This is a genomic window from Iodobacter sp. BJB302, from assembly GCF_002735645.1.
Taxonomy (GTDB): Bacteria; Pseudomonadota; Gammaproteobacteria; order Burkholderiales; family Chitinibacteraceae; genus Iodobacter.
In genome coordinates this window covers 58729-79583 of the sequence record NZ_PDZG01000009.1, presented here as the reverse complement: position 1 = coordinate 79583, position 20855 = coordinate 58729, and the positions used below count along the sequence as shown (strand labels likewise).

General features: G+C 50.0%; 21 protein-coding genes. 17 read left to right on the top strand and 4 right to left on the bottom strand.

Annotation, left to right across the window (positions count from 1 at the left end):
- Nucleotides 1-325 precede the first annotated feature (325 nt).
- The 6 genes from CSQ88_RS04765 to CSQ88_RS04740 all read left to right on the top strand — a co-directional run bounded on the left by CSQ88_RS04765 (nucleotide 326) and on the right by CSQ88_RS04740 (nucleotide 6227).
- Entirely contained in the window at nucleotides 326-1312 is a 987-nt protein-coding gene (locus CSQ88_RS04765) for an extracellular solute-binding protein (protein ID WP_257212458.1), read from the top strand.
- A 251-nt stretch (nucleotides 1313-1563) separates the two neighbouring features.
- Nucleotides 1564-3159 (top strand): iron ABC transporter permease, encoded by a 1596-nt coding sequence (locus tag CSQ88_RS04760; RefSeq protein WP_099396958.1) that lies wholly within the window; start codon nucleotides 1564-1566, stop codon nucleotides 3157-3159.
- Between the two features lie 221 nt (nucleotides 3160-3380).
- Nucleotides 3381-4418 carry an ABC transporter ATP-binding protein gene (locus tag CSQ88_RS04755; RefSeq protein ID WP_099396957.1) on the top strand — a complete coding sequence of 346 codons (1038 nt, stop codon included), beginning with the start codon at nucleotides 3381-3383 and terminating at the stop codon, nucleotides 4416-4418.
- A 79-nt stretch (nucleotides 4419-4497) separates the two neighbouring features.
- Complete coding sequence (locus CSQ88_RS04750; RefSeq protein WP_099396956.1) at nucleotides 4498-5271, top strand: SDR family NAD(P)-dependent oxidoreductase; 774 nt, start codon at nucleotides 4498-4500, stop codon at nucleotides 5269-5271.
- A gap of 96 nt (nucleotides 5272-5367) precedes the next feature.
- Complete coding sequence (locus CSQ88_RS04745; protein ID WP_099396955.1) at nucleotides 5368-5652, top strand: YciI family protein; 285 nt, start codon at nucleotides 5368-5370, stop codon at nucleotides 5650-5652.
- Between the two features lie 53 nt (nucleotides 5653-5705).
- Nucleotides 5706-6227: a GNAT family N-acetyltransferase gene (locus CSQ88_RS04740; RefSeq protein WP_099396954.1), complete on the top strand. Its 522-nt coding sequence runs from the start codon at nucleotides 5706-5708 to the stop codon at nucleotides 6225-6227.
- Nucleotides 6228-6237: 10 nt separating this feature from the next.
- Here the strand turns inward: CSQ88_RS04740 and CSQ88_RS04735 are convergent, their stop codons facing one another.
- The 3 genes from CSQ88_RS04735 to CSQ88_RS04725 are packed head-to-tail and all read right to left on the bottom strand — an operon-like array spanning nucleotide 6238 to nucleotide 9147.
- A complete protein-coding gene (locus tag CSQ88_RS04735; RefSeq protein WP_099396953.1) occupies nucleotides 6238-6768 on the bottom strand; it encodes a hypothetical protein in 531 nt (176 codons plus the stop codon).
- 1 nt (nucleotide 6769) lies between these two features.
- Nucleotides 6770-8080 carry a peptidylprolyl isomerase gene (locus CSQ88_RS04730; protein WP_099396952.1) on the bottom strand — a complete coding sequence of 437 codons (1311 nt, stop codon included), beginning with the start codon at nucleotides 8078-8080 and terminating at the stop codon, nucleotides 6770-6772.
- Between the two features lie 53 nt (nucleotides 8081-8133).
- On the bottom strand, nucleotides 8134-9147 hold the full coding sequence (locus tag CSQ88_RS04725) for a phospholipase (protein WP_099396951.1): 1014 nt from the start codon (nucleotides 9145-9147) through the stop codon (nucleotides 8134-8136).
- A gap of 226 nt (nucleotides 9148-9373) precedes the next feature.
- On the opposite strand from CSQ88_RS04725, the gene CSQ88_RS04720 reads away from it, so the two are divergent.
- On the top strand, nucleotides 9374-9721 hold the full coding sequence (locus tag CSQ88_RS04720) for a GNAT family N-acetyltransferase (RefSeq protein WP_099396950.1): 348 nt from the start codon (nucleotides 9374-9376) through the stop codon (nucleotides 9719-9721).
- Between the two features lie 73 nt (nucleotides 9722-9794).
- Here the strand turns inward: CSQ88_RS04720 and CSQ88_RS04715 are convergent, their stop codons facing one another.
- Nucleotides 9795-10541, bottom strand: a complete 747-nt coding sequence (locus tag CSQ88_RS04715; RefSeq protein ID WP_099396949.1) for an SPOR domain-containing protein — start codon at nucleotides 10539-10541, stop codon at nucleotides 9795-9797.
- A gap of 358 nt (nucleotides 10542-10899) precedes the next feature.
- Between CSQ88_RS04715 and ndk the strand changes: the two genes are divergently transcribed.
- The 10 genes from ndk (at nucleotide 10900) to hfq (ending at nucleotide 20720) form a co-directional block, all read left to right on the top strand.
- Nucleotides 10900-11325, top strand: coding sequence for a nucleoside-diphosphate kinase (gene ndk, locus CSQ88_RS04710; protein WP_099396948.1), 426 nt, complete (start codon nucleotides 10900-10902; stop codon nucleotides 11323-11325).
- 142 nt (nucleotides 11326-11467) lie between these two features.
- Complete coding sequence (rlmN, locus tag CSQ88_RS04705; protein WP_099396947.1) at nucleotides 11468-12625, top strand: 23S rRNA (adenine(2503)-C(2))-methyltransferase RlmN; 1158 nt, start codon at nucleotides 11468-11470, stop codon at nucleotides 12623-12625.
- Nucleotides 12625-13362: a type IV pilus biogenesis/stability protein PilW gene (gene pilW, locus CSQ88_RS04700; protein WP_099396946.1), complete on the top strand. Its 738-nt coding sequence runs from the start codon at nucleotides 12625-12627 to the stop codon at nucleotides 13360-13362. Before rlmN ends, pilW begins: the two co-directional genes overlap by 1 nt.
- Nucleotides 13363-13375: 13 nt before the next feature.
- Nucleotides 13376-14266 (top strand): RodZ domain-containing protein, encoded by an 891-nt coding sequence (locus CSQ88_RS04695; RefSeq protein WP_099396945.1) that lies wholly within the window; start codon nucleotides 13376-13378, stop codon nucleotides 14264-14266.
- A gap of 23 nt (nucleotides 14267-14289) precedes the next feature.
- Entirely contained in the window at nucleotides 14290-15567 is a 1278-nt protein-coding gene (gene ispG, locus CSQ88_RS04690) for a flavodoxin-dependent (E)-4-hydroxy-3-methylbut-2-enyl-diphosphate synthase (protein WP_099396944.1), read from the top strand.
- Nucleotides 15568-15755: 188 nt separating this feature from the next.
- The gene (gene hisS, locus CSQ88_RS04685) at nucleotides 15756-17036 is read left to right on the top strand and encodes a histidine--tRNA ligase (protein WP_099396943.1); all 1281 of its coding nucleotides are present in this window, start codon (nucleotides 15756-15758) and stop codon (nucleotides 17034-17036) included.
- Between the two features lie 3 nt (nucleotides 17037-17039).
- Nucleotides 17040-17672 (top strand): tetratricopeptide repeat protein, encoded by a 633-nt coding sequence (locus tag CSQ88_RS04680; protein WP_099396942.1) that lies wholly within the window; start codon nucleotides 17040-17042, stop codon nucleotides 17670-17672.
- Entirely contained in the window at nucleotides 17672-18802 is a 1131-nt protein-coding gene (bamB, locus tag CSQ88_RS04675; protein ID WP_099396941.1) for an outer membrane protein assembly factor BamB, read from the top strand. Before CSQ88_RS04680 ends, bamB begins: the two co-directional genes overlap by 1 nt.
- A complete protein-coding gene (gene der, locus CSQ88_RS04670) occupies nucleotides 18803-20194 on the top strand; it encodes a ribosome biogenesis GTPase Der (protein ID WP_099396940.1) in 1392 nt (463 codons plus the stop codon).
- 256 nt (nucleotides 20195-20450) lie between these two features.
- Nucleotides 20451-20720: an RNA chaperone Hfq gene (hfq, locus tag CSQ88_RS04665; protein ID WP_099396939.1), complete on the top strand. Its 270-nt coding sequence runs from the start codon at nucleotides 20451-20453 to the stop codon at nucleotides 20718-20720.
- Nucleotides 20721-20855: the final 135 nt, after the last annotated feature.

The window sequence follows — 20855 nt, the reverse complement described above, 5'->3', positions numbered from 1 at the left end:
CAGCCGTTTGCGCTCAGCAGTGATTGCTGCACTTTTAGATATGGCGGGTCTCTGAGGCCCCATTTGATGGCATCTTTTTCGGCGTGGTTTGCCAGCCTTTCCTAAAATTGATGAGAAAAGAGCGTGCAGCAGGTCGCCGGAGCACTGCCAGTGTGATGAAAGCGTGTAAGTTTTGATCTGTTGCAGGGTGAAAACGTGGCTCAGGCCGCGTCCTTGAAGTGATTTGTGTCTTCCTTTCTTTGCGCGTCTATGTCATTCTTGTTACGAATTGAGAATGGTTTCTAATCATCTGTGGTGTTGTTTACATTTTAAAGAAGGATTTCCCGTGAAGCGTCTCGTACTTGCCTCCCTGTTTGCTGCTACCTCTCTTGCCCATGCTGAAAGCGTGACTTTGTATTCGGCCCGCAATGAACAGCTCTTAAAGCCTTTACTGGATGCATTCACTAAAGAAACGGGTATTGAAGTTAAGCTGCTTACCGATAAAGAAGGCCCTTTACTTGAGCGCCTGCGCGCAGAAGCGCAAAACACCTCGGCGGATGCCCTGATTACCGTGGATGCAGGTAATTTGTGGCAGGCTTCTAAAATGGGGCTATTGAAATCGATTCAGTCCAATACCTTAAATGACAATATCCCCGCGCATTTACGCGATCCAAAAGGCGAGTGGTATGGCCTGTCGGTGCGCGCCCGGACAATGTTCTTTAATAAGAACAAAGTAAAAGCCACCGATTTATCCAGCTATGAAGATCTGGCTAATCCAAAGTGGAAAGGCAAGCTGTGCCTGCGTACTTCCAAAAAAGTGTACAACCAGTCTTTGGTGGGCATGATGATTGCCCAGTATGGCGAGCCTAAAACCGAGAAAATCGTCCGTGGCTGGGTAGATAACCTGGCGACAGATGTATTTCAGGACGATACCGCCATGCTGAAAGCAATTGCAGCAGGCCAGTGTGATGTGGGTATTGCCAATACTTACTACTTTGGCCGCCTGATTGAGGCGCAGCCTAATTTGCCAGTCAGCATTTTCTGGGCAAACCAGCAGGCTGAAGGTGTACACGTGAATGTGTCTGGCGCTGGGGTAACGCGTTATGCTAAGAATCAGGCAGGTGCAATTAAGCTGCTTGAATGGCTGTCGTCAGATAAAGCACAAAATCTTTATGCTGATAAAGATATGGAATTCCCGGCTAATCCAAAAATCAAGGCGTCCCCTCTGGTTGCAAGCTGGGGTCCGTTTAAATCCAATGTGATCAATGTATCTAAAGCCGGTGAGTTGCAATCGACTGCGGTACGTTTGATGGACAGAGCCGGTTATCGTTAAGCGTATCAAACGTTACAACCAGGCTCGCAAATAAGGTTTGTTCCTTGTAAGTGATTGTGAGCCGTTGCATAGTACGGGCAAGCAGATTTTCTGTCTTGCCCGTTTCTCTTCATAAAAATTGCACGGCTGCGTTAAAAACCAGGCCCTTATCACATGCCCCCAAAGGTAGCGATAAACCAGCTTATTGTGGTTTTTTTCGTGGGGCGCGCTCTCCTCTTTGTTTTCTGTGGTTCAGGATTTGGGTTTTCTTAATGATGCAAAAATTGTTCTCTAAAGGATCGCTTTACACGCTGCCGATCGCTTTACTGACCCTTATCCCCCTACTGGTGGTGCTGTCTTCTTTTCTGCATCCGCAGCCAGAAGTCTGGCAGCATCTTTCCGAATATGTTTTGCCCCGTGTTCTTAAAAATACCGCTGTTTTAATGCTGGGCGTAACGGCAGGTGTGCTGCTGCTGGGCGTTTCCCTTGCCTGGCTCACAGCCGTCTGTGATTTCCCCCTGCGGCGATTTTTTGCCTGGAGCCTGATGCTGCCGCTGGCCATGCCCGCCTATGTGCTGGCTTTTGTACAGGTGGGCCTTCTGGATTTTACCGGGCCGGTGCAAACACTATTAAGAGAGTGGACAGGGGATTCATCCTGGTTTCCGCGTATCCGCTCAACCGGCGGGGTGATTCTGGTGCTCACCCTGGCGTTTTATCCCTATGTGTATTTGCTGGCTAGAAACGCGTTTTTAACCCAGGGCAAGCGCGGGATAGAGGCCGCGCAAATGCTGGGCATGTCTAGGCGCATGGCGTTTTTTCGGGTGTCTTTGCCCATGGCGCGGCCCTGGCTGATTGGCGGGGTGCTCCTGGTGCTGATGGAAACACTGGCCGATTTTGGCACGGTTTCCATTTTTAATTACGACACCTTTACCACCGCAATTTATCAATCGTGGTTCTCTTTATTTAATTTGCCTGCCGCATCGCAACTGGCATCCATCCTGGTGCTGTTTGTGCTGGCGCTGGCCGTGGCCGAGCAATGGGGGCGTGGCCGCAGGCATTATGCGGTGCGTGGCGGATCGGCAGAGCGGATTGTTTTGCACGGTGCTGGCCGATATCTGGCGCTGGCCTGGTGCAGCGTGGTGCTGCTTATCGCGTTTGTTATTCCCTTCATTCAGCTGCTGGTTTGGGTAAAAAGCGTTTGGGCGATTGATTTTGACGAGCGCTATCCGTGGTTTATTTTGCGCTCGATTGCCATCGGCGGGATGGCGGCACTGCTGGTCACGGGCTTGGGCCTGATCCTGGTTTATGCGCAGCGCCGCTACCACGACACACGCTGGCTGGTACGCATTGCCACGCTGGGCTATGCCGTGCCGGGTACGGTGCTGGCCGTCGGTGTGTTTATCCCAATTGCCTGGCTGGATAATTTGCTGATCCCTCTGCTGGCTTACTTTGGCATTGTGACGACGCAAGTTTTAAAAGGCACTTTGGCGGTGATGTTGCTGGCGCTGGCCGCGCGTTTTATGGCCGTGGCCTTTGCGCCCATCGATACCGCCATGCAGCGGATTACCCGTAATCAGGAAGATGCTGCCCGGTCTTTAGGCTTGTCATCAAAGCAGGTATTAAGACGCGTGCATTTACCGCTGCTGCGCGGCGGCCTGCTGACGGCCTTACTGATTGCCTTTGTTGATGTAATGAAAGAAATGCCCATTACCCTGATGACCCGCCCCTTTGGCTGGGACACCCTGGCGGTGCGTGTATTTGAAATGACTTCGGAAGGCATGTGGGAGCGCGCAGCCCTGCCGAGTTTCTTTATTGTGTTGATGGGCCTGATCCCGGTGATTCTGCTGGTCAGAAAAACCGAGGACTGATGTTGGGAAGTTAAAAAGGTCTGCAGATACGGAGAAAGGAGGGGGAACACAAAGCTCTCAGAGAAAAACGAAGTAGTGAAAGATGTTCCTGGGTTTTATGTAAGTTTCATTTGCTGAGAAGTCCTCTTTGTTTTTCTCCGTATCCTCTCTTGTTTAGCTCTGTGTTCTCCGTGCCTGCAGAACTTAGATTTTGTTTGGTCTGGTCTGTTTTAAGGGTTTATATGCTGAAAATATCTGATCTTGCGATTGCCCTTGGCGGGCGCACCGTGGTGGAAAATCTGTCCCTGCATTTACAAGTGGGCGAAATTGGCTGTCTGCTGGGCGCTTCCGGCTGCGGCAAAACCACTGTTTTGCGAGCTATTGCAGGTTTTGAAAAACCGGCTGCGGGCGAGATGACGCTGGCAGGCCATAAAGTCAGCTGCGCCGCTAAAATGCTGCCGCCGGAGCAGCGTCAGATTGGCATGGTGTTTCAGGATTACGCACTTTTCCCTCACCTTACTGTGGCGGGCAATATTGCCTTTGGCCTGAGAGGTGAAAGCAAAGCAGAGCAAGAAAAACGCGTGGCTGATGCTTTGCAACTGGTGGGTTTGGGCCATGTTGAGCATCGTTATCCGCATGAATTATCAGGTGGCCAGCAGCAGCGTGTGGCACTGGCCCGGGCACTTGCCCCGCGCCCGCAGCTCTTATTGCTGGACGAGCCTTTTTCAAATTTGGATGTGGAGCTGCGCGAAAGGCTGGGGCAGGAAGTGCGCGCCATCTTAAAGGCAGCGGGCATGACGGCGATTTTAGTCACCCATGATCAGAGGGAAGCCTTTGCCGTGGCCGATAAAGTAGGGGTCATGGCCGAAGGAAAAATTCGCCAGTGGGCCACACCTTATGATTTGTACCATAAGCCGCTGGATCGTTTTGTAGCGGATTTTGTTGGCGAAGGTGTGCTGCTGCCCGGCGTAGTGGCTGAAGGCGGAAAAGTAAAAATTGAGCTGGGTGTGATTGATGGCTCTATGCCGGAGGATTGCTGCCTAGGATGCACGGCGGATGTGCTGGTTCGCCCTGACGATGTGTTGCATGACGATGCAAGCAGTACAAAAGCCACCGTGCTGGCTAAGGCTTTTCGTGGAGCACAATTTCTTTACACCTTAGCCCTGCCGTCAGGTCAGAAAGTATTATCGCTGGTGCCCAGCCACCACAATCATGCAGTAGGCGAGGATATTGGCATTCGCTTGGAGATTGACCACGTTATTGCATTTAAGCGGGGCTAGCTTGGGCTTGTCGGGGCTATGAAAAAGCTTACTTTGTGTGAAATAATGAGTGCATCTAAGGGGATGCACAGAGGTGTTTATGGATCTAAAACTAGCCGGCAAAGTAGCCATTATTACCGGAGCAAGCCGTGGAATTGGCCGTGCCATCGCCGAGCGCCTGTCTCAAGAGGGAGTAAAGCTGGTTCTGGCCGCCAGATCGGCGCAATTATTACAAGAGCTGGCGGATGCCTGTGTTTCTGAAGCACTTATTTTCCCCGCAGATTTACGTAATGAAGCCACCCCTCAGGCTTTAATTGATTTTGCCATTGAGCAATTCGGGGCGCTTCATTTATTGGTTAATAACGCCGGTGCCACCAAACGTGGTGATTTTTTGCAATTAAGCGAGGCCGATTGGCAGGATGGTTTTGCTTTAAAGTTTTTTAGCACGGTGCGCTGTTCAAAAGCCGCATGGCCTCATTTAAGAAGGCATCAAGGCGCAATTGTTAATATTGTTGGCGTAGGTGGGCGCACTGGCAGTGCCGAATTTGCAATTGGCGGTGCGGTGAATGCGGGCTTACTTAATTTAAGTAAAGCATTGGCGGATAAAGGGATTACTGAAGGCGTGAAGGTAAATGCAATTAATCCTGGCTCTATTGCCACTGATCGATTGCAGCTGAGAATAAATAATGCGGCGAAGGAAAAAAACATCAGTTATGAAGAAGCAGCGCAAGCGATGTCCAAAAAATTAGGTGTAACACGATTTGGCACCCCTGAGGAAATTGCCGCTGCAGTGGCTTTTTTAGCCTCGCCTCTTTCTGATTATTGTCAGGGCAGTATGCTGGATGTGGACGGCGGGCAAACAAGAACATTATAAAAATGTATTTGGGCCAGTATTGTTATGTGGGTGAGTATATTTAAATACAGACTGTGGCGTTGTATTGAAGGCGGTTTATGATTTAAAAGGGGCTTTATGTTTATTGTTTTATTAAATTATGTACAGCCTCTGGACGTAGTTGATGGCTTTGTTGCAGAGCACCGTCAATTTCTTGAGCAGCATTATGCATCGGGGCATTTTTTAGTTTCCGGCCGCAAGGAGCCCCGTACAGGAGGCGTGATTATTGCGCAGGCAGCTTCCAAATCAGAGCTGGAAGATATTATTGAAAAAGATCCGTTCTTCCAGAATAAAATCGCTGAATATCAAATCATTGAATTTATTCCAGGTATGAGCAACGCGCTATTGGCGGGGCTGATATAGGCGGTATTGAGTTATTATTGTTTGGTTTATTTCTGGCCTGAAAAGGGTTTGCTATGCTCATTAGAAAGCTGACGATTCATGATGCCGCAGCCCTTAAAGCGATCCGGCTGGAAGCGGTACAAGATTCCCCATCTTCATTTATGCCCAATGCAGAAGAAGTGCGCGCCCGAAGTGTTGAAAGCTTTGCGCAACTGCTGAGTGATCCGCAAGATGCCGTTTATGGTGTTTTTATAGAGGCTGATTTAATTGCAATTGCCGGATTAAGGCGAAATAGCGCAGCAAAATTAAAGCATAAAGCCAATATATTTGGTGTTTATACCCAGGCCGCTCAGCGAAAAAAAGGCATTGCCCGCCGCTTATTATTAACGTTGCTTGATGATGCGTATTCTGACCCCTCAGTTGTGCAAATCACCCTGAGTGTAAATACAGAAAATTACAATGCAAAATCACTGTATGAATCCATGGGGTTTGAGCAGTACGGCCTGGAAAAAAACGCCATGCTGGTGGATGGGGTATTTATTCATGAAGCGCATTTGGTGCTTTATGTGCCTGGCAGATTGGCGCAGTTAAATTAAAAGGCGCGGCTTATTGGCCAGTATTGATTTCAGGGTGCGCCGTTAACAATTGCTGGCGCATGGCTTGCAGCTCGGCCACTTTTCTTTCCTGCTGGGCGATAAGCTCGGGTGCGATGCCCAGGGCTTTGCCTTTTCGAATATCTTCCTGCAGTTGCGCGATCTGTGCGGGCACGGCTTTACTGAAGGCCGCCAGCTCCTGCACATTTTGCCGCGCTTCATATTGCTGGTAGGCGGCGTGATCGGCCAGCTCTGCAGGGGTCGCTGCGATGTTTTGCGCTTGCCTGATGATGGGCGGGGTGCGTGATTCACCGTTGATGCGGGCCTCTGCCATGCTTTCGGCGGCGGGAGTTTCGGCTGCCTGTGCTGTTTGATTGCCCGCTTCCGGGTAAAAACGGGCCAGCCAGTGTTTTTTACTTTCAGATGCTGCCGAAGCGTTTACCCGGGCTGAGGTGATGGCTGTGGCTGGTTTATCGCTTTCATCCTTGCTTTGCAGCCAGAAAAAAGCGGCAATCAGGCTGGCTGTAAAGATAAGATATTTCATTTTAATTCAGCCTGATTTTGCCAATGGATGGGTTGACTTCAATTTTTGCATTTTGCCATTGCTGATCCAGCAGGCGCTTAAATTGCGCTCTGGATTTTTGCAGTGCAATTTGTGCGCTGGCGGCATAGCGCACTGATTCTGAATCTGCAGCCTGATAATCTTCAACGCGCTGCTCAACTTTTATGATTTCCCAAGTGGCTTTTTCATCCGGGCCTACAGGGGCGCGAAAGGCTTGCGATATATCGGTCTGGCTGAAAGCAATTTGTTCAACCCAGTTTAATGCGCCCTGATGCGTAATCCAGCCTAAATCTCCTCCTTTGTCTGCATCGCTGGCCATTGAGTGTTGCCGGGCGATGCTTGCAAAGTCTTCGCCCAGTTTTAATTGCAGGATCAGCGTTTTGGCCAGTGCTTCATTATTTACGCGGATATGCCGGGCTTTTACTTTGGCGATGCGCTTGAATTCATTTTTATGCTTGCGATAATAATCGGCTATTTCAGCAGGGCTGGTTTTTTTAGCCAGCTGTTCCAGGTGTTCACTGCGATCGTGCTGATCCCCAATCCCATAAATTTTCATCAGGGCTTCGGCGTCTTCCTGGTCTTTTAAGCTGCGGCGGTAATCATTGACAGCTGCTGTGCCAAATTTTTTATTTGCCCAATCTATTGTAAATAAGTTAGCAAAGGCAATTTGAATTTGCTGATTTAAATATTCCTGATTTTTGGCGTATAGCTCGATCCGGCCCTGTACATTTTGCCGGTGGTAAATGTCGTACAGGGTGAGGCTGCCTTTATTTGCGAGCTGATAGCGTAATAGCGTGATTTCTTTGGCCTGATTGATTTGCTCAGGGTTTAAGGCGTATTCCAGATTGATTTGTTGCTTAGGGCCAAAAACGGCTTGCTGTTGTGCTGCAGTCAGGGTGTTTTCTTCGGTATACAAGCTTTTAAGTGTGCTGCCGGGCAGGATTTTGACCGCTTGTTCAATTTCTTTGCCATAGAGGGCGCGTAATGAGGAGGCCAGCCTGTCTTCGATGGCGGTGTCGCGGGCAAAGGCAATGCGGCTGGCGGGGTGGAGTGCTTCGGGCGGATACAGGCGGCGTGCTTCGGCGGCCAGTAAACGCTGGCGCAGCATTTGGGCCAGCTGATCTGCGGCGCTAAGGGGTTTGTCGCTGCCCAGCTGCTGCATATTGCTCAGGCTGAATTGAAACAGTGCCTCACCGTTCAGTTTTGCCGCAATGCGGCTGGGCGGATAGCTGATTTGTGCATGGAGGCTGCTGCTGATCAGCGCCAGTATCAGCCAGACGATCTGTTTAATCATAGAGAATATCCATGGAGCGCAACACGGCCGGGGCCGTGTTGCCTGGCATTAAATTACTGAGCGAGGCGTTCTGCTGAGCGGTTTAAGATATGCACCACCATGGCAATGGCGTGCGGGATCATTTGTCTGGCAACACGAACGCGGTCGCCATGATCGGTAGACGATAAAACAATGCCGCCATTTTTATAAGAATAAGTGCCGCCTTCAGTAAGCAGCGTGCGGATATCGGTATCGGTGGCTTTAAGCGGGCTAAAGTCTTTTAAGGCGGCCGTAATCAGGGCAGGGTTATTCAGTTGTTCGGAGTCGTAATAATCCTTAACCCATGTCTCCCAGCCGGAATGGTTATTGGCCGAGGTGGTCCATGTATGGTGGGGCTGCAGCAAATCGGTGGTATGCATGACAAAGCCCAGTGTTTGTGCGCTGGGTTTGGTTAGAAATTGCTGCCACCAGTACTGGCCCAGGTTGTCGATGGGCTGAAAGGGCATGGTTTCAAAGTCGGCGTACATATTGGCCGATGAATTGCCACCCAGGCGGTAGTGCGCTTCAGTCAGCCCGTAGCTATTGTATTTAGAGCTGTCTCCAAACCAGCCTTTTAAGCCGCCTGCGCCATCGTCGAGGTAATCACCAATTAACCAGGTCTTTGCCAGCTTGTCGATATCACCAGCTACGGTCAGCTTGGCGTAGTTGTAGCCGCCAAATTTATTGCCGTGCACATCGGGGCCGGAGGTGTGGTTTTGAAAGTGCCAGTAAGAGGTGTATTGCGCGATTTTTAGTGTGCTGTATACCGGTGAGATCTGACAGCTGCCGGTCGTGGCGCCACAGAGATAAGTGTTAGCAAAGTCATCCACATCGTAAGCGCCCTGGCCCACCGTTTCGGCAAACTGCTCCCAGGTAAAGCCTGCCTTGCTGATGCCCGTGGCTAATTTTTGATATTGATTGCTGCCGGGGTTGTTTTTAATAAAGGCCATGGCATCAAGAACGATGCGCTTGTGGGTGGTTTGATCCCATGCTTGAGCAGGGGCGGATAAACAGCAAGCGAGGGCGAATGCGGTTAAAACAAATTTCATCTTTTGCTCCGTAACTGACTCAAGCGGACGTCATGGTGGTGGATGGGGGTGGGTCTGAAGCGGTGGCGCAGCGTAGCAAGCAATGATTGCGTTTATTTGTAAGATTTATGACGAAATGAATTGGGTGTTTAACACCAGTGTAGAAGGGCGCAATGTGCATTGAACTGAGGGCTTACCCCAGGCTTGCAAAATAATTTATGCGATATAAATAAAAAGAGAGGAATGAATGACATTGCAGCTGATGCCGCTGACTGATGAGGATCTGCAGACTGCAAGGAACCAAAGCACGGGCATGCCAGGGGTTGAAACTGCAGCTCTTGTGCCTGCTTTTGTGGCTGAGCGTGCTGCTCAGATGCTGCAGGCGGGTGTGGCAGCCGCCTGGGCCAGGCCGTTTTATATATTGCGCCCTGGTGATTTACTTGCCGTGGGAAGTTGTGGTTTCAAGCAGGCGCCGCAGCAAAGACGGGTGGAAATTGGCTACGCTGTGCTGGCTGCGCATCAGGGACAGGGCTTTGCAACGGCGGCGGTGGCAGCGCTGTTACGCCTTGCATTTTTAAGCGGGGAGCCTGCCTGATTGATGAAGATGGCGAGCCACTGGTGCAGTGGCTCGCCTCAGTATCTGGCTATAAATAAAGCGCGGTGCGGGGCTAATTGCCGCGCACAATGGGCTCTATACCCAGCCGTTTAAGCTTTGCGGCCGCAGCATCTGCGCTGGCTTTATCTTTAAACGGCCCAATTTGCACGCGGGTTTCGGTGTAGGCAGGAATGCCGGCGGCTTTAAGCTGGCTGAGCAGTTTGTTTGCGTTTTGTGCCTGCAGAAAAACGCCGGCTTGTACGGTATAGCCGTCACGAGTGTGCTGTGCGGCTGGATAGGCGGCTTGTGGTGCCGCAGTGATCAGGGCTTGAGCAGGCTCTGCTGCGGCGGGCGGCGCAATAACGGGTGCGGGTGCTTTAACAGGAATCGGGGTGGTTTGGATAACGGAGCTGGGTTTGCTGCCAGGCTCTGGCGGCACAGGCTCCAGCTTTAGTGTGGGTTTGTTACCGGGAGCGGGGCTGGGTGTGGTCGGGCTTTTATGCGCAGCACCCGCAATTACGCCGGAATCCGAGCTGGATGCAATGGGTGTGCTGATGCTTAAAGCGCTGCTGGCTTCCACCGCTGCGCTGGCGGTTGGTGTTGGCAGCGCGATTTTTTCCGGTTTTGGTTCTGCTGTTGGCTGAACAATGGGCTCGGGCGTGCTGGCAGGGGGTGGCAGGTCTTTCTGACGATCCAGCCAGTTAATGCCAAAAAGAGCCAGCATAATTAATGTGGCGGCAATACCGAGCCGCCATGCTAATTGGACTTTTAATTTTCGTTGGGCTTCTTGCTGAAGGATGGGGTCGAGAGCGTCGTTCATTGGCCGATTTCACTTGGAGTTATTATTTGTGTTTACTCAATCGCTTTGCAGGTATTGCAGGGCAGGCGTGTTTTTATTGATATTGCCTCTGCCCGAATATTTAAGTTTTAACTTGCTTGCACGGAAGCGGATAGTTCATCAGCCGGTTTTGCTTGAATTTGTTATAATGTTCGGCTAATCCAATTTTTACCGGGTAAAGCAGGGTTGTCGAGACACTGTTTTACCTGCGGGCAATTGAATTTATGTATAAAAAATGGATCTGACTTCCGGTATAGCTTGCATGATTTGCAAGCAGGCTAGCCGAGTTTTTTATACGCTGCAAATATTTTGCTTATAAAACCACCCTCTGGAGAATTACATGGCTATCGAACGCACACTTTCAATCGTTAAACCTGATGCAGTTGCTAAAAACGTAATTGGTAAGATTTACGATCGTTTTGAATCAGCAGGCCTGAAGGTTGTTGCTGCAAAGATGAAACAACTGTCCCGCGCTGAAGCTGAAGGCTTCTACGCTGTACACGCTGCACGTCCTTTCTTTAACGATCTCGTGAACTTTATGATCTCCGGTCCTGTCATGATTCAGGCTCTGGAAGGCGAAGGCGCGATCCTGAAAAACCGTGACCTGATGGGCGCAACTAATCCTAAAGAAGCAGCTGCCGGCACAATCCGTGCTGATTTCGCTGATTCTATCGATGCAAATGCAGTACACGGCTCTGATTCTGCTGAAAATGCAGCAATCGAAATCGCTTACTTCTTTGCTTCATCCGAAGTTTACAGCCGCTGATTAATTTAGCCCGCCAGGCCTGTTTTATGTCTGGCGGCTGGCTGGTGAGTAATGTGCTGAGCAGTAAGCTGCAAAGTAAATTGCTTGGCACATCTTGCAGCTGTAGTGGCTGGGTAGTGATTTTTATATTGGGTAGAAAGTAATGTCAGTTAATTTGTTGGACTATGATGCGGCGGGTTTGGCCGGCCTGATGGCGCAATATGGCGAGAAGCCGTTTCGTGCCAAGCAGCTGATGAAATGGATTCATCAGCGTGGTGAGCCGGATTTTGATGCAATGACCGATATCGCCAAATCGTTTCGGCAAAAACTGGCCTTAGACGCGGCCGTTACGCCGCCTGCTTTGATGGCCGAGCAAATTGCCAAAGACGGCACGCGCAAGTGGCTGCTGGATGTGGGTACCGGTAATGGTGTTGAAGCGGTCTTTATTCCTGAAGACGATCGCGGTACGCTTTGCGTATCCAGTCAGGTTGGATGCGCTTTAGACTGCAGTTTTTGCTCTACTGCCCGTCAGGGATTTAACCGTAATTTAAGTACTGCAGAAATTATTGGTCAGCTGTGGTGGGCCAATCGTCGTATGTCGCTGGATGCGTCGCGCCTGGGCGATGCTGGCCTAGAAGACAACAGAAATGGTGATACCCGCATTGTATCTAATGTGGTGATGATGGGCATGGGCGAGCCGCTGGCAAACTACGATAATGTGGTTGCTGCCATGAAGCTGATGCTCGATGACAATGCTTACGGCTTATCCCGCCGCCGCGTAACGCTTTCAACCTCGGGCATTGTGCCTGCGATGGATCGCCTGCGTGAAGATTGTCCGGTCGCATTAGCGGTGTCCTTACACGCGCCTAATGATAGAATCCGAGATGATATTGTTCCAATCAATAAAAAGTATCCGCTGAACCAGTTATTGGCAGCGTGTACACGTTATTTGGAAAAAGCGCCGCGTGATTTTATTACCTTCGAATATGTGATGCTTGATGGTATTAATGACAGCGTAGAAAACGCGCGTGAGCTGGTTGCACTGGTGCGTGATGTGCCTTGTAAATTTAATTTGATTCCGTTTAATCCATTCCCCAATTCGGGCTATAAGCGCTCGCAGCGGGATGCAATTATGCGGTTTCGTGATATTTTGATAAATGCGGGTTATGTGGCCACCGTGCGTAAAACACGGGGCGACGATATTGATGCTGCCTGTGGTCAGCTTGCCGGGCAGGTGTTGGATAAGACCCGCCGCGTTGAAAAGCGCCTGGCAGGTGATGCCCAGGCCATTATTTTCCACCCTCAAAATGGCGATCTCTGATGAAATTACCCATGTTCGTAATGACGGCCGCTCTGCTTGTTACTTCTTTTGCAGGTGCTGCAGAAGGTGAGGAAGACAGAGCCTCTTTGCGAACGCAATTGGGTGCGGAGTATTTAAAGCGAGGGCAGTACGCAGTAGCGATTGATGAAGTGAATAAAGCCCTTGCGGTAAATGCTTCTTATGCTCCCGCTCATAATGTGATGGCCCTTATTCATGCTGAATTGGGTGAGGACGAGGCAGCAAGACAATCTTTTGCCCGTGCAGTGCAGTTATCGCCTAATGATGCGGATATTAATCATAATTATGGCTGGTATCTGTGTCAGAAAGGGCAGTATGCAGAAGGAATACAGTTTCTTTTAGCAACTCAAAAAAATGCGCTTTACAGTACACCGGATAAATCCTTATTGGCCGCAGGGCAATGTGCATTAAAAAGTGGTGACGAAGCTAATGCGCGCATTTATTTTGAACGCGCATTACGCATCCGCCCGGATAATTTAGCAGCCAGAGCAAAATTGGTTGAATACGGCATGCGCATGAAAGATTTGGCGCTGGCGAAGCGGTATTATTCTGAGCTGCAAAGACTGGCCCCGGCCAGCGCAGAATTGCTTTGGCTGGGTATTCAGCTTGAGCATCAGGCAGGCAATAAAGAGTCAGAAAATAAACTGGCAGAGCAATTACGCAAGAAATTCCCCGATTCGCAAGAAATGGCCCGCCTATCCAGCGGTTCCTATGATTGATTAACGGACGTGTATGACCGAAATAATTGATTCCTCTTCAGCGCCACAGAGTGTTGTCCAGACTGCGGGTGCTGCTTTAAAGGCGCGCCGGCTTGAGTTGGGTTATTCACTTGATAAAGTATCAGCCCAGCTTAAGCTGACTCCCCGTCAAATTGAAGCGATAGAAAGCGAGCGTTTTGATGAATTGCCGGGCAATACTTTTGTCCGTGGTTTTGTGCGTAATTACGCCCGCTTCCTTGATTTGCCTATGGCCCCGTTGCTGGCGCATTTAGAAACGTGCCTGCCTCAGGAAAGGCAGCAAGCTGCTTTGCCCCGCGTAAATGAAGACGCCTCGGTCTTGCTTGGGTCGGGCGGTAAGGCAAATACCTTTTTGCTGGGCGCAGTAGTGACCATTGGCGTAGCGGTTGGCGCTGCAGGCGTGGTCTGGTATTTGCAGCAGCCTGTTCAGCCTGAGCTCCTTGCCTCTGCTACGGCGACACTGCCCAAAGTGGTGGTGCTGGATGAAGCAAGTGAAGTCGCCGCTCAATCAGCAAGTCAGACGGTCAGTTTGCAGGCCAGTGCTGTGGCAGCTGAAACCGCCAGTGTTGTAAGTGCCGTGGCCATTGCCAAGCCAGCAGTTGCCAGTGCGCCTGTTGTAGCCCCTGCAAGTGCCGTGCAGGCGCTTGTGCCGGGTGAGCTGACTATTGCTGTACAGCAGGATTCCTGGGTACAGGTACAAGATTCAACCGGGGCTAAATTAGTCAGCGAGCTGCTCAGGCCGGGCATGGCTAGGAGTGTGTCGGGTGTTCCGCCTTATCGTCTGAAAGTTGGTAATGCACCACATACCAAGCTGACTTTCCGCAACCAAATTGTCGATTTAACCACTTATACCCGTGGTGATGTAGCGACGTTCGAGTTGAAATAAAACCCTTTTAGCTGAAGCAGACCATGACAACGATTTCAATCCCCCGCCGTAAAACACGCCAAGTTCAGGTTGGTAATGTATGGGTGGGCAGTGATCATCCGGTGGTGGTGCAGTCCATGACCAATACCGATACTGCCGACGCCGCAGCAACAACACAGCAGGTTTATGAGCTGTGGAAAGCAGGCTCAGAAGTGGTGCGCATTACGGTTAACAGCCCTGAGGCAGCAGCGCAGGTGTCCACCATTCGCGCCAATCTGGATGCCATGGGTTGCGATGTGCCTCTGGTAGGGGATTTTCATTTTAATGGTGACCGGCTGCTTCGCGATTACCCTGACTGTGCACAGGCGCTGGCCAAATACCGGATTAACCCAGGTAATGTGGGTAAGGGCAGTAAGCGCGATGAAAAATACGCGTTTATGATCGAGCAGGCTGTTAAATATAAAAAGCCGGTTCGCATCGGTGTTAATTGGGGGTCTCTCGATCAATCTGTCGTTGTGAAGCTGATGGATGCCAATGCGAAGCTGGATAAGCCATTGCCTGCAGACGCGGTGATGCGCGAGGCTTTGATTGTTTCGGCGCTGGAATCAGCAGATCAGGCGATCAGCTGGGGACTGAGCCCGGATCAGATTCTATTGTCCTGCAAGGTATCGCATGTGCAGGATTTGATTTCGGTTTACCGTTCTTTAGCGGCTCGTTGTGATTATCCCCTGCATCTGGGGCTGACAGAGGCCGGCATGGGCTCGAAGGGGATTGTGGCTTCGACCGCAGCCTTGTCGGTGCTTTTGCAGGAAGGTATCGGTGATACGATTCGTATTTCTCTTACGCCAGAGCCGGGTGGTGATCGCTGTACAGAAATTGTTGTGGCGCAGGAAATTCTGCAAACCATGGGTTTGCGCTCGTTTACACCGCTTGTAACGGCGTGCCCCGGCTGTGGCCGCACCTCTTCAACCGTATTTCAGGAATTAGCCTCCAGCATTCAGGCCTTTCTGCGTGAGCAAATGCCGGTGTGGCGCTTGCAATATCCGGGTGTGGCCGACATGACGGTAGCGGTTATGGGCTGTGTGGTGAATGGCCCGGGCGAATCCAAACTGGCTGATGTAGGGATTTCACTGCCAGGCACGGGCGAGATTCCTGTGTGCCCTGTTTATGTGGATGGTGAAAAAACCGTGACGCTGAAGGGAGATCAGATCAGCGAATCTTTCCAAGCGATTGTGCTGGATTATGTGCAGACACGTTATGGCGAAGGCGGTGCAAAGCGCCAGGAATTACGCCCTAAAGTGATTCCCCTGAAAGCGATTTAAGCCTGCATGGCTGCGGCCTGTTTTATTGGGCAGGCCAGAATGAAGAATAATGAGTTGTTGGTCAAAACAGGAAGGATCAGAGGGTTGAGTGATAAGCGGGCAGGTGTGTCAGATTGCTCAGCCTTGTTTTGACCAGTGTCAGGTGATGTATTTTACATTTCAAGTAAACCATAATTAAGAAAAAATAAATGTCTAATCAAATCCAAGGTATCAGAGGCATGAACGATGTTCTGCCGGATGCGTCACCAGTATGGCTTTATTTTGAACAAGTAACGCGTGACTGGCTGGCGGCTTATGGCTATAAAAACATTCGTATGCCGATTGTTGAATCAACTCATTTATTTGTTCGTGGCGTGGGTGAGCATACTGACATTGTTGAAAAGGAAATGTATTCCTTTGAAGACAAGCTTAATGGTGAGAAGCTGACATTACGTCCGGAAGGGACTGCAGGCTGCGTACGCTCCTGCATTGAGCATGGTCTGCTTTACAATCAAACCCAGCGCCTTTGGTATATGGGCCCGATGTATCGTCATGAACGACCGCAAAAAGGCCGTTACCGCCAGTTTCATCAGATTGGTGTAGAAGCTTTTGGTATGGCTACCCCTGATGTGGATGCTGAAATTGTGCTGATGCTGGCCGATCTTTGGCAGCGCCTTGGCTTAAAAAATGTCAGCTTGGAAATCAACTCTTTAGGTGATAAAGAAGAGCGTGCCGCGCATCGCGAAGCACTGATCCGCTATCTGGAGCAGTTTGTTGATATCCTGGATGAGGATGGTAAGCGCCGTCTTTATGCAAATCCACTGCGTGTTCTGGATACAAAAAATCCTGCTTTGCAGGAAATGGCTGAAAATGCGCCAAAATTGAGTGACTTTTTGGGTGAAGAATCAAGCCGGCACTTTGAGGGCTTGAAAGCTTTGCTTGATGTGGCTGGGATTAGCTATCGTGTTAATCCGCGTCTGGTGCGTGGTTTGGATTACTACAACCGTACTGTATTTGAGTGGGTTACTACCGATTTAGGCTCGCAAGGCACAATCGCGGGCGGTGGCCGTTACGATACCCTCGTTGAAATGCTCGGTGGTAAGCCTTGTCCAGCCGTTGGTTTTGGTCTGGGTATTGAACGCATCTTGCTGCTGATTGAAGAGCAGGCGGTGGCTGTGCCTCTGGCAGCGCCTGATGCTTATATTGTTCATATGGGAGATGCGGCAGGGCGGCTGGCTTTTGCGGCTGCGCAGCAGTTGCGCGCTGCAGGGTTGAAAGTGGTCCTGCATTGTGGTGGCGGTAGTTTTAAATCTCAGTTTAAAAAAGCCGATGCTAGTCAGGCGCGGCATGCTGTGGTCATTGGTGAAACAGAGGCAGAAACACAGTCTGCAAATCTTAAAACGCTTAATGGTAAAGGCGCGGGCGAACAACGCACGGTCGCCCTTGCTGAACTTGCAATGATTATCTCCAATACACACGAAGGGAAGTAAAACATGGCTTTCGATCTACAAGAACAAGAACAAATTGCGGAATTCAAAGCGTGGTGGGACAGTTGGGGTAAGTTGATTTCTTTGGGTCTGGTGGCTGCTCTGGTGGCCTATACAGGCTGGAAGGGCTGGAATGCCTATCTGGCTTCGCAATCGGCTAAAGCGGGCGTCATTTATGCAGAACTTGATAAGCAGGCACTGGCTAAAGATCTTGCGAAAATGAAGCCTGCGGCCGAGCAGTTAAAGAAAGACTATTCAGACACTGCTTTTGCGCCCCGTGCGGCCTTGCTTTTAGCTAAATCCAGTGCAGAAGCCAATGATGTGCCTGCTGCTGTGGCTCAGTTGCAGTGGGTGATTGCGAATGCGAAAGAGGCAGGCTTGCGTGACGTGGCCCGTTTACGTCTCGCAGCAGTGCAGCTGGATCAGAAAAAGTTTGATGATGCACTGGCCACGCTGAAGTCAAACGAAGAAACAAGTTTTGCAGGTTTGTTTTTTGAAGCGAAAGGCGATGTATTGCTGATTAAGGGTGATAAGGCCGCTGCCCGTGAGTCATATAAACAAGCCGTGGCTAAGTTGCCAAAAGAAGCACCTAACGTGAAGTTTGTGGAAGTGAAACTGGAAGCCCTGGGGAATTCTTAATGCAAGATCTTTATCGCTTAGTTGTTGCTGTTTCTTTATTGGGCTTATCGGCTTGCAGTACGGTCAGCAATGCGCCAGAGCCAGCACCCTTGCCGGTGATTTCACAAAGCTTGTCTGTTTCCAGCCAGTGGCGTGCTTCGGCTGGCGATAAAACATTGTTTCGTTTTGTGCCTGCGGTGGATGGTGATTTGATTGTTGTGGCGGGCTCTCCTGATAAGCTACAGGGGCTTGATGCCGCCAGTGGCAAAAGCCGCTGGCAAATCAAAACTGAGCAGGCGATAGCGGGTGGAGTAGGGCTGGGTGGCGATGTTATTGCCGTTGGCTCGGTAAAGGGTGTCGTCTTAGCGTATGATCGCGGCGGCAAGTTTCTCTGGCGTGCACAGGCATCGAGCGAAATTATGGCTCCGCCAGCTGTTGCCAAAGGGATTGTTGTGGTTAAAACCGGCGATGGCCGGGTAAGTGCATATGCTGCAGCTGACGGAAAACAACTGTGGCAATATCAAAAACAACTGCCTGCCTTGATTTTGCGTAATTATGCTGCCGCCACTATTTCTGGCAATGTGGTTTATGCTGGTTTATCAGGAGGGCGTTTGGTAGCTTTGTCGCTACAGGATGGCCGCGTGTTATGGGATAGCCCTGTTGCGATTCCGCACGGTGCCACTGAGCTTGAACGGGTTACCGATGTGGTGGCTCCGCCTGTTGTTGATGGGCGTCTGGTTTGTGCTGTTGCTTATCAGGGGCGTGTGGCATGTTTCGATGCGGTGAGCGGCAGTGCCGCCTGGACACGTGAATTATCAAGCTGGTCAGGTTTGGCGATGGATTATCGCTATGTTTATGCGGTAGATGCAGCGGGAAATGTGAACGCTTTCGAGCGTGAAAGTGGCCGCAGTGTCTGGCGTCAGGACAAACTGGCAGCCCGCTCAGTGACTGCTCCGGCAGTATTGGGCAAGTATCTGGTTGTGGCTGATTTTGCAGGCTACACCCACTTTTTAAATACAGAAGACGGCAGCTTTGCCGCGCAGCAGGCTACAGATGGTGCGCGCATTGCGGTGAGTCCTTTAGTGGTTGGAGAGCATTTGCTGGTGCAAACGCTATCCGGCAATGTTTTTTCAATAGGCTTAAGTAAATAAATGAAACCTACAATTGCGCTGGTTGGTCGTCCCAACGTCGGTAAATCCACGCTCTTTAACCGACTGACCAAATCGCGCGACGCTCTTGTTCACGATATTCCCGGCCTGACGCGTGACCGTCACTACGGACACGGTCTGGTCGGCGATAAGCCTTACCTGGTGGTTGATACGGGCGGTTTTGAGCCCGTTGTCGATGAAGGCATTATGTTTGAAATGGCAAGGCAAACCTTGCAGGCCGTTGACGAAGCAGATTGCATTGTTTTTATTGTGGATGGTCGTAATGGGATTACTCCGCAAGATAAAATTATTGCTAATCGTTTGCGTCAGTCGACCTGCCCTGTTTGGGTTGCGGTAAACAAAGTTGAAGGGATGAATGCCTCGGTTGTATGCGCGGACTTCTTTGAGCTGGGTTTAGGTCATCCCGTGGCGATTTCTGCGTCGCATGGTGAGGGCGTACGTCTGCTGTTTAATGAGATTCTGGAAGACTTTCCGGAGCCTGAAGAAGAAGAAGACGCGGATCACCCTAAATTTGCCGTTATTGGCCGCCCTAATGTAGGTAAATCTACATTGGTGAATGCGATTTTGGGTGAAGAGCGGGTGATTGCGTTTGATCAGCCGGGTACGACGCGCGATTCAATTTATATTGAGTTCGATCGTAATGACCGTAATTACACGATTATTGATACAGCAGGTGTACGCAAGCGCGGCAAGGTTACGGATGTGATCGAGAAATTCTCGGTCATTAAAACCATGCAGGCGGTAGAAGATGCAAATGTGGCCGTGCTGGTGCTGGATGCTACGCAGGAAGTCTCTGATCAGGATGCACGTATTGCAAGCTTTGTGCTTGAAACAGGCCGTGCTTTAGTGGTTGCGATCAATAAGTGGGAGTCCGCTGATCAATTCCAGAAAGATATGATTAAGCGTGAAATTAGCCGTAAATTGGGCTTTTTAGAGTTTGCTAAATTCCATTATATTTCTGCCTTACAAGGGCAGGGCGTGGGCGAATTATTTGGCTCTATTGACCAAGCCTATGCGGCTGCAATGATTAAGATTCCTACGCCTAAGCTGATCCGCGGTCTGGAAATTGCGCTTGAGCGCCAGCAGCCGCCTATTGCCGGTAAAATCCGCCCTAAAATGCGTTATTGCCACCAGGGTGGCACTAATCCACCTGTGGTGATTGTTCACGGCAATGCGCTGGAAAAGGTGCCAGACTCTTATTGGCGCTATCTTGAACATCACTTTATGAAGATGTTCAATTTACAAGGTACGCCATTGCGTGTGCAGTTTAAAAAGAACGTTAATCCGTTTGAGCAGAAAAAGCCAACGGGTGCCAAGCCTATGCCTATGGCGCATCTGAAAGGTGCGAAACCAAAAAAATACGGTAAACGCTGATAAAGCTTGAAAGTATTTCGGAATTTTCACGCTTGGCATAGAATGCGTTTTGTACTATAACAGTCCGTCGAAATGCAAAGTAATACGCTAAGACCGGGTTAAAAAATATTGAAATAACAGTGTTTTACTATGAAAAGACCTGTTTTTTAGCATTTTTTACTATGGCCTCGAAGCAGATTTTGCTTTTCAATGGACTGACAAGCGTAAGACCCATCTGTCTCTATCAAGATATAACAAGAATTTGGAGAAAAATATAATGAGCACCAAGGGGCAAATGTTGCAAGACCCATTCTTGAATGTACTGCGTAAAGAGCATGTGCCTGTTTACATTTATCTTGTAAACGGGATTAAGTTGCAGGGGCAAATTGAGTCTTTTGACCAGTACGTTGTTTTGCTGCGTAATAATGTGACGCAAATGGTTTATAAGCACGCAATTTCGACTGTAGTGCCTTCACGTCCGGTATCTATCCCGCATGAGCATGCAGGTCAGTTACCTCCTTTGACTGATGTTGTGCTTGATGCCTGAGGATCTGTTGATCTAATTGAAATGGCTTCAGTAAAAGCAGTACGGTTTAAAAACCCCGATGGACTGGGTCTTTCGGGGTTTTTTGTGCTGGGCTAAAACAGCTTTGCACGGTATTTGTTGATTAAAAGGTCATGC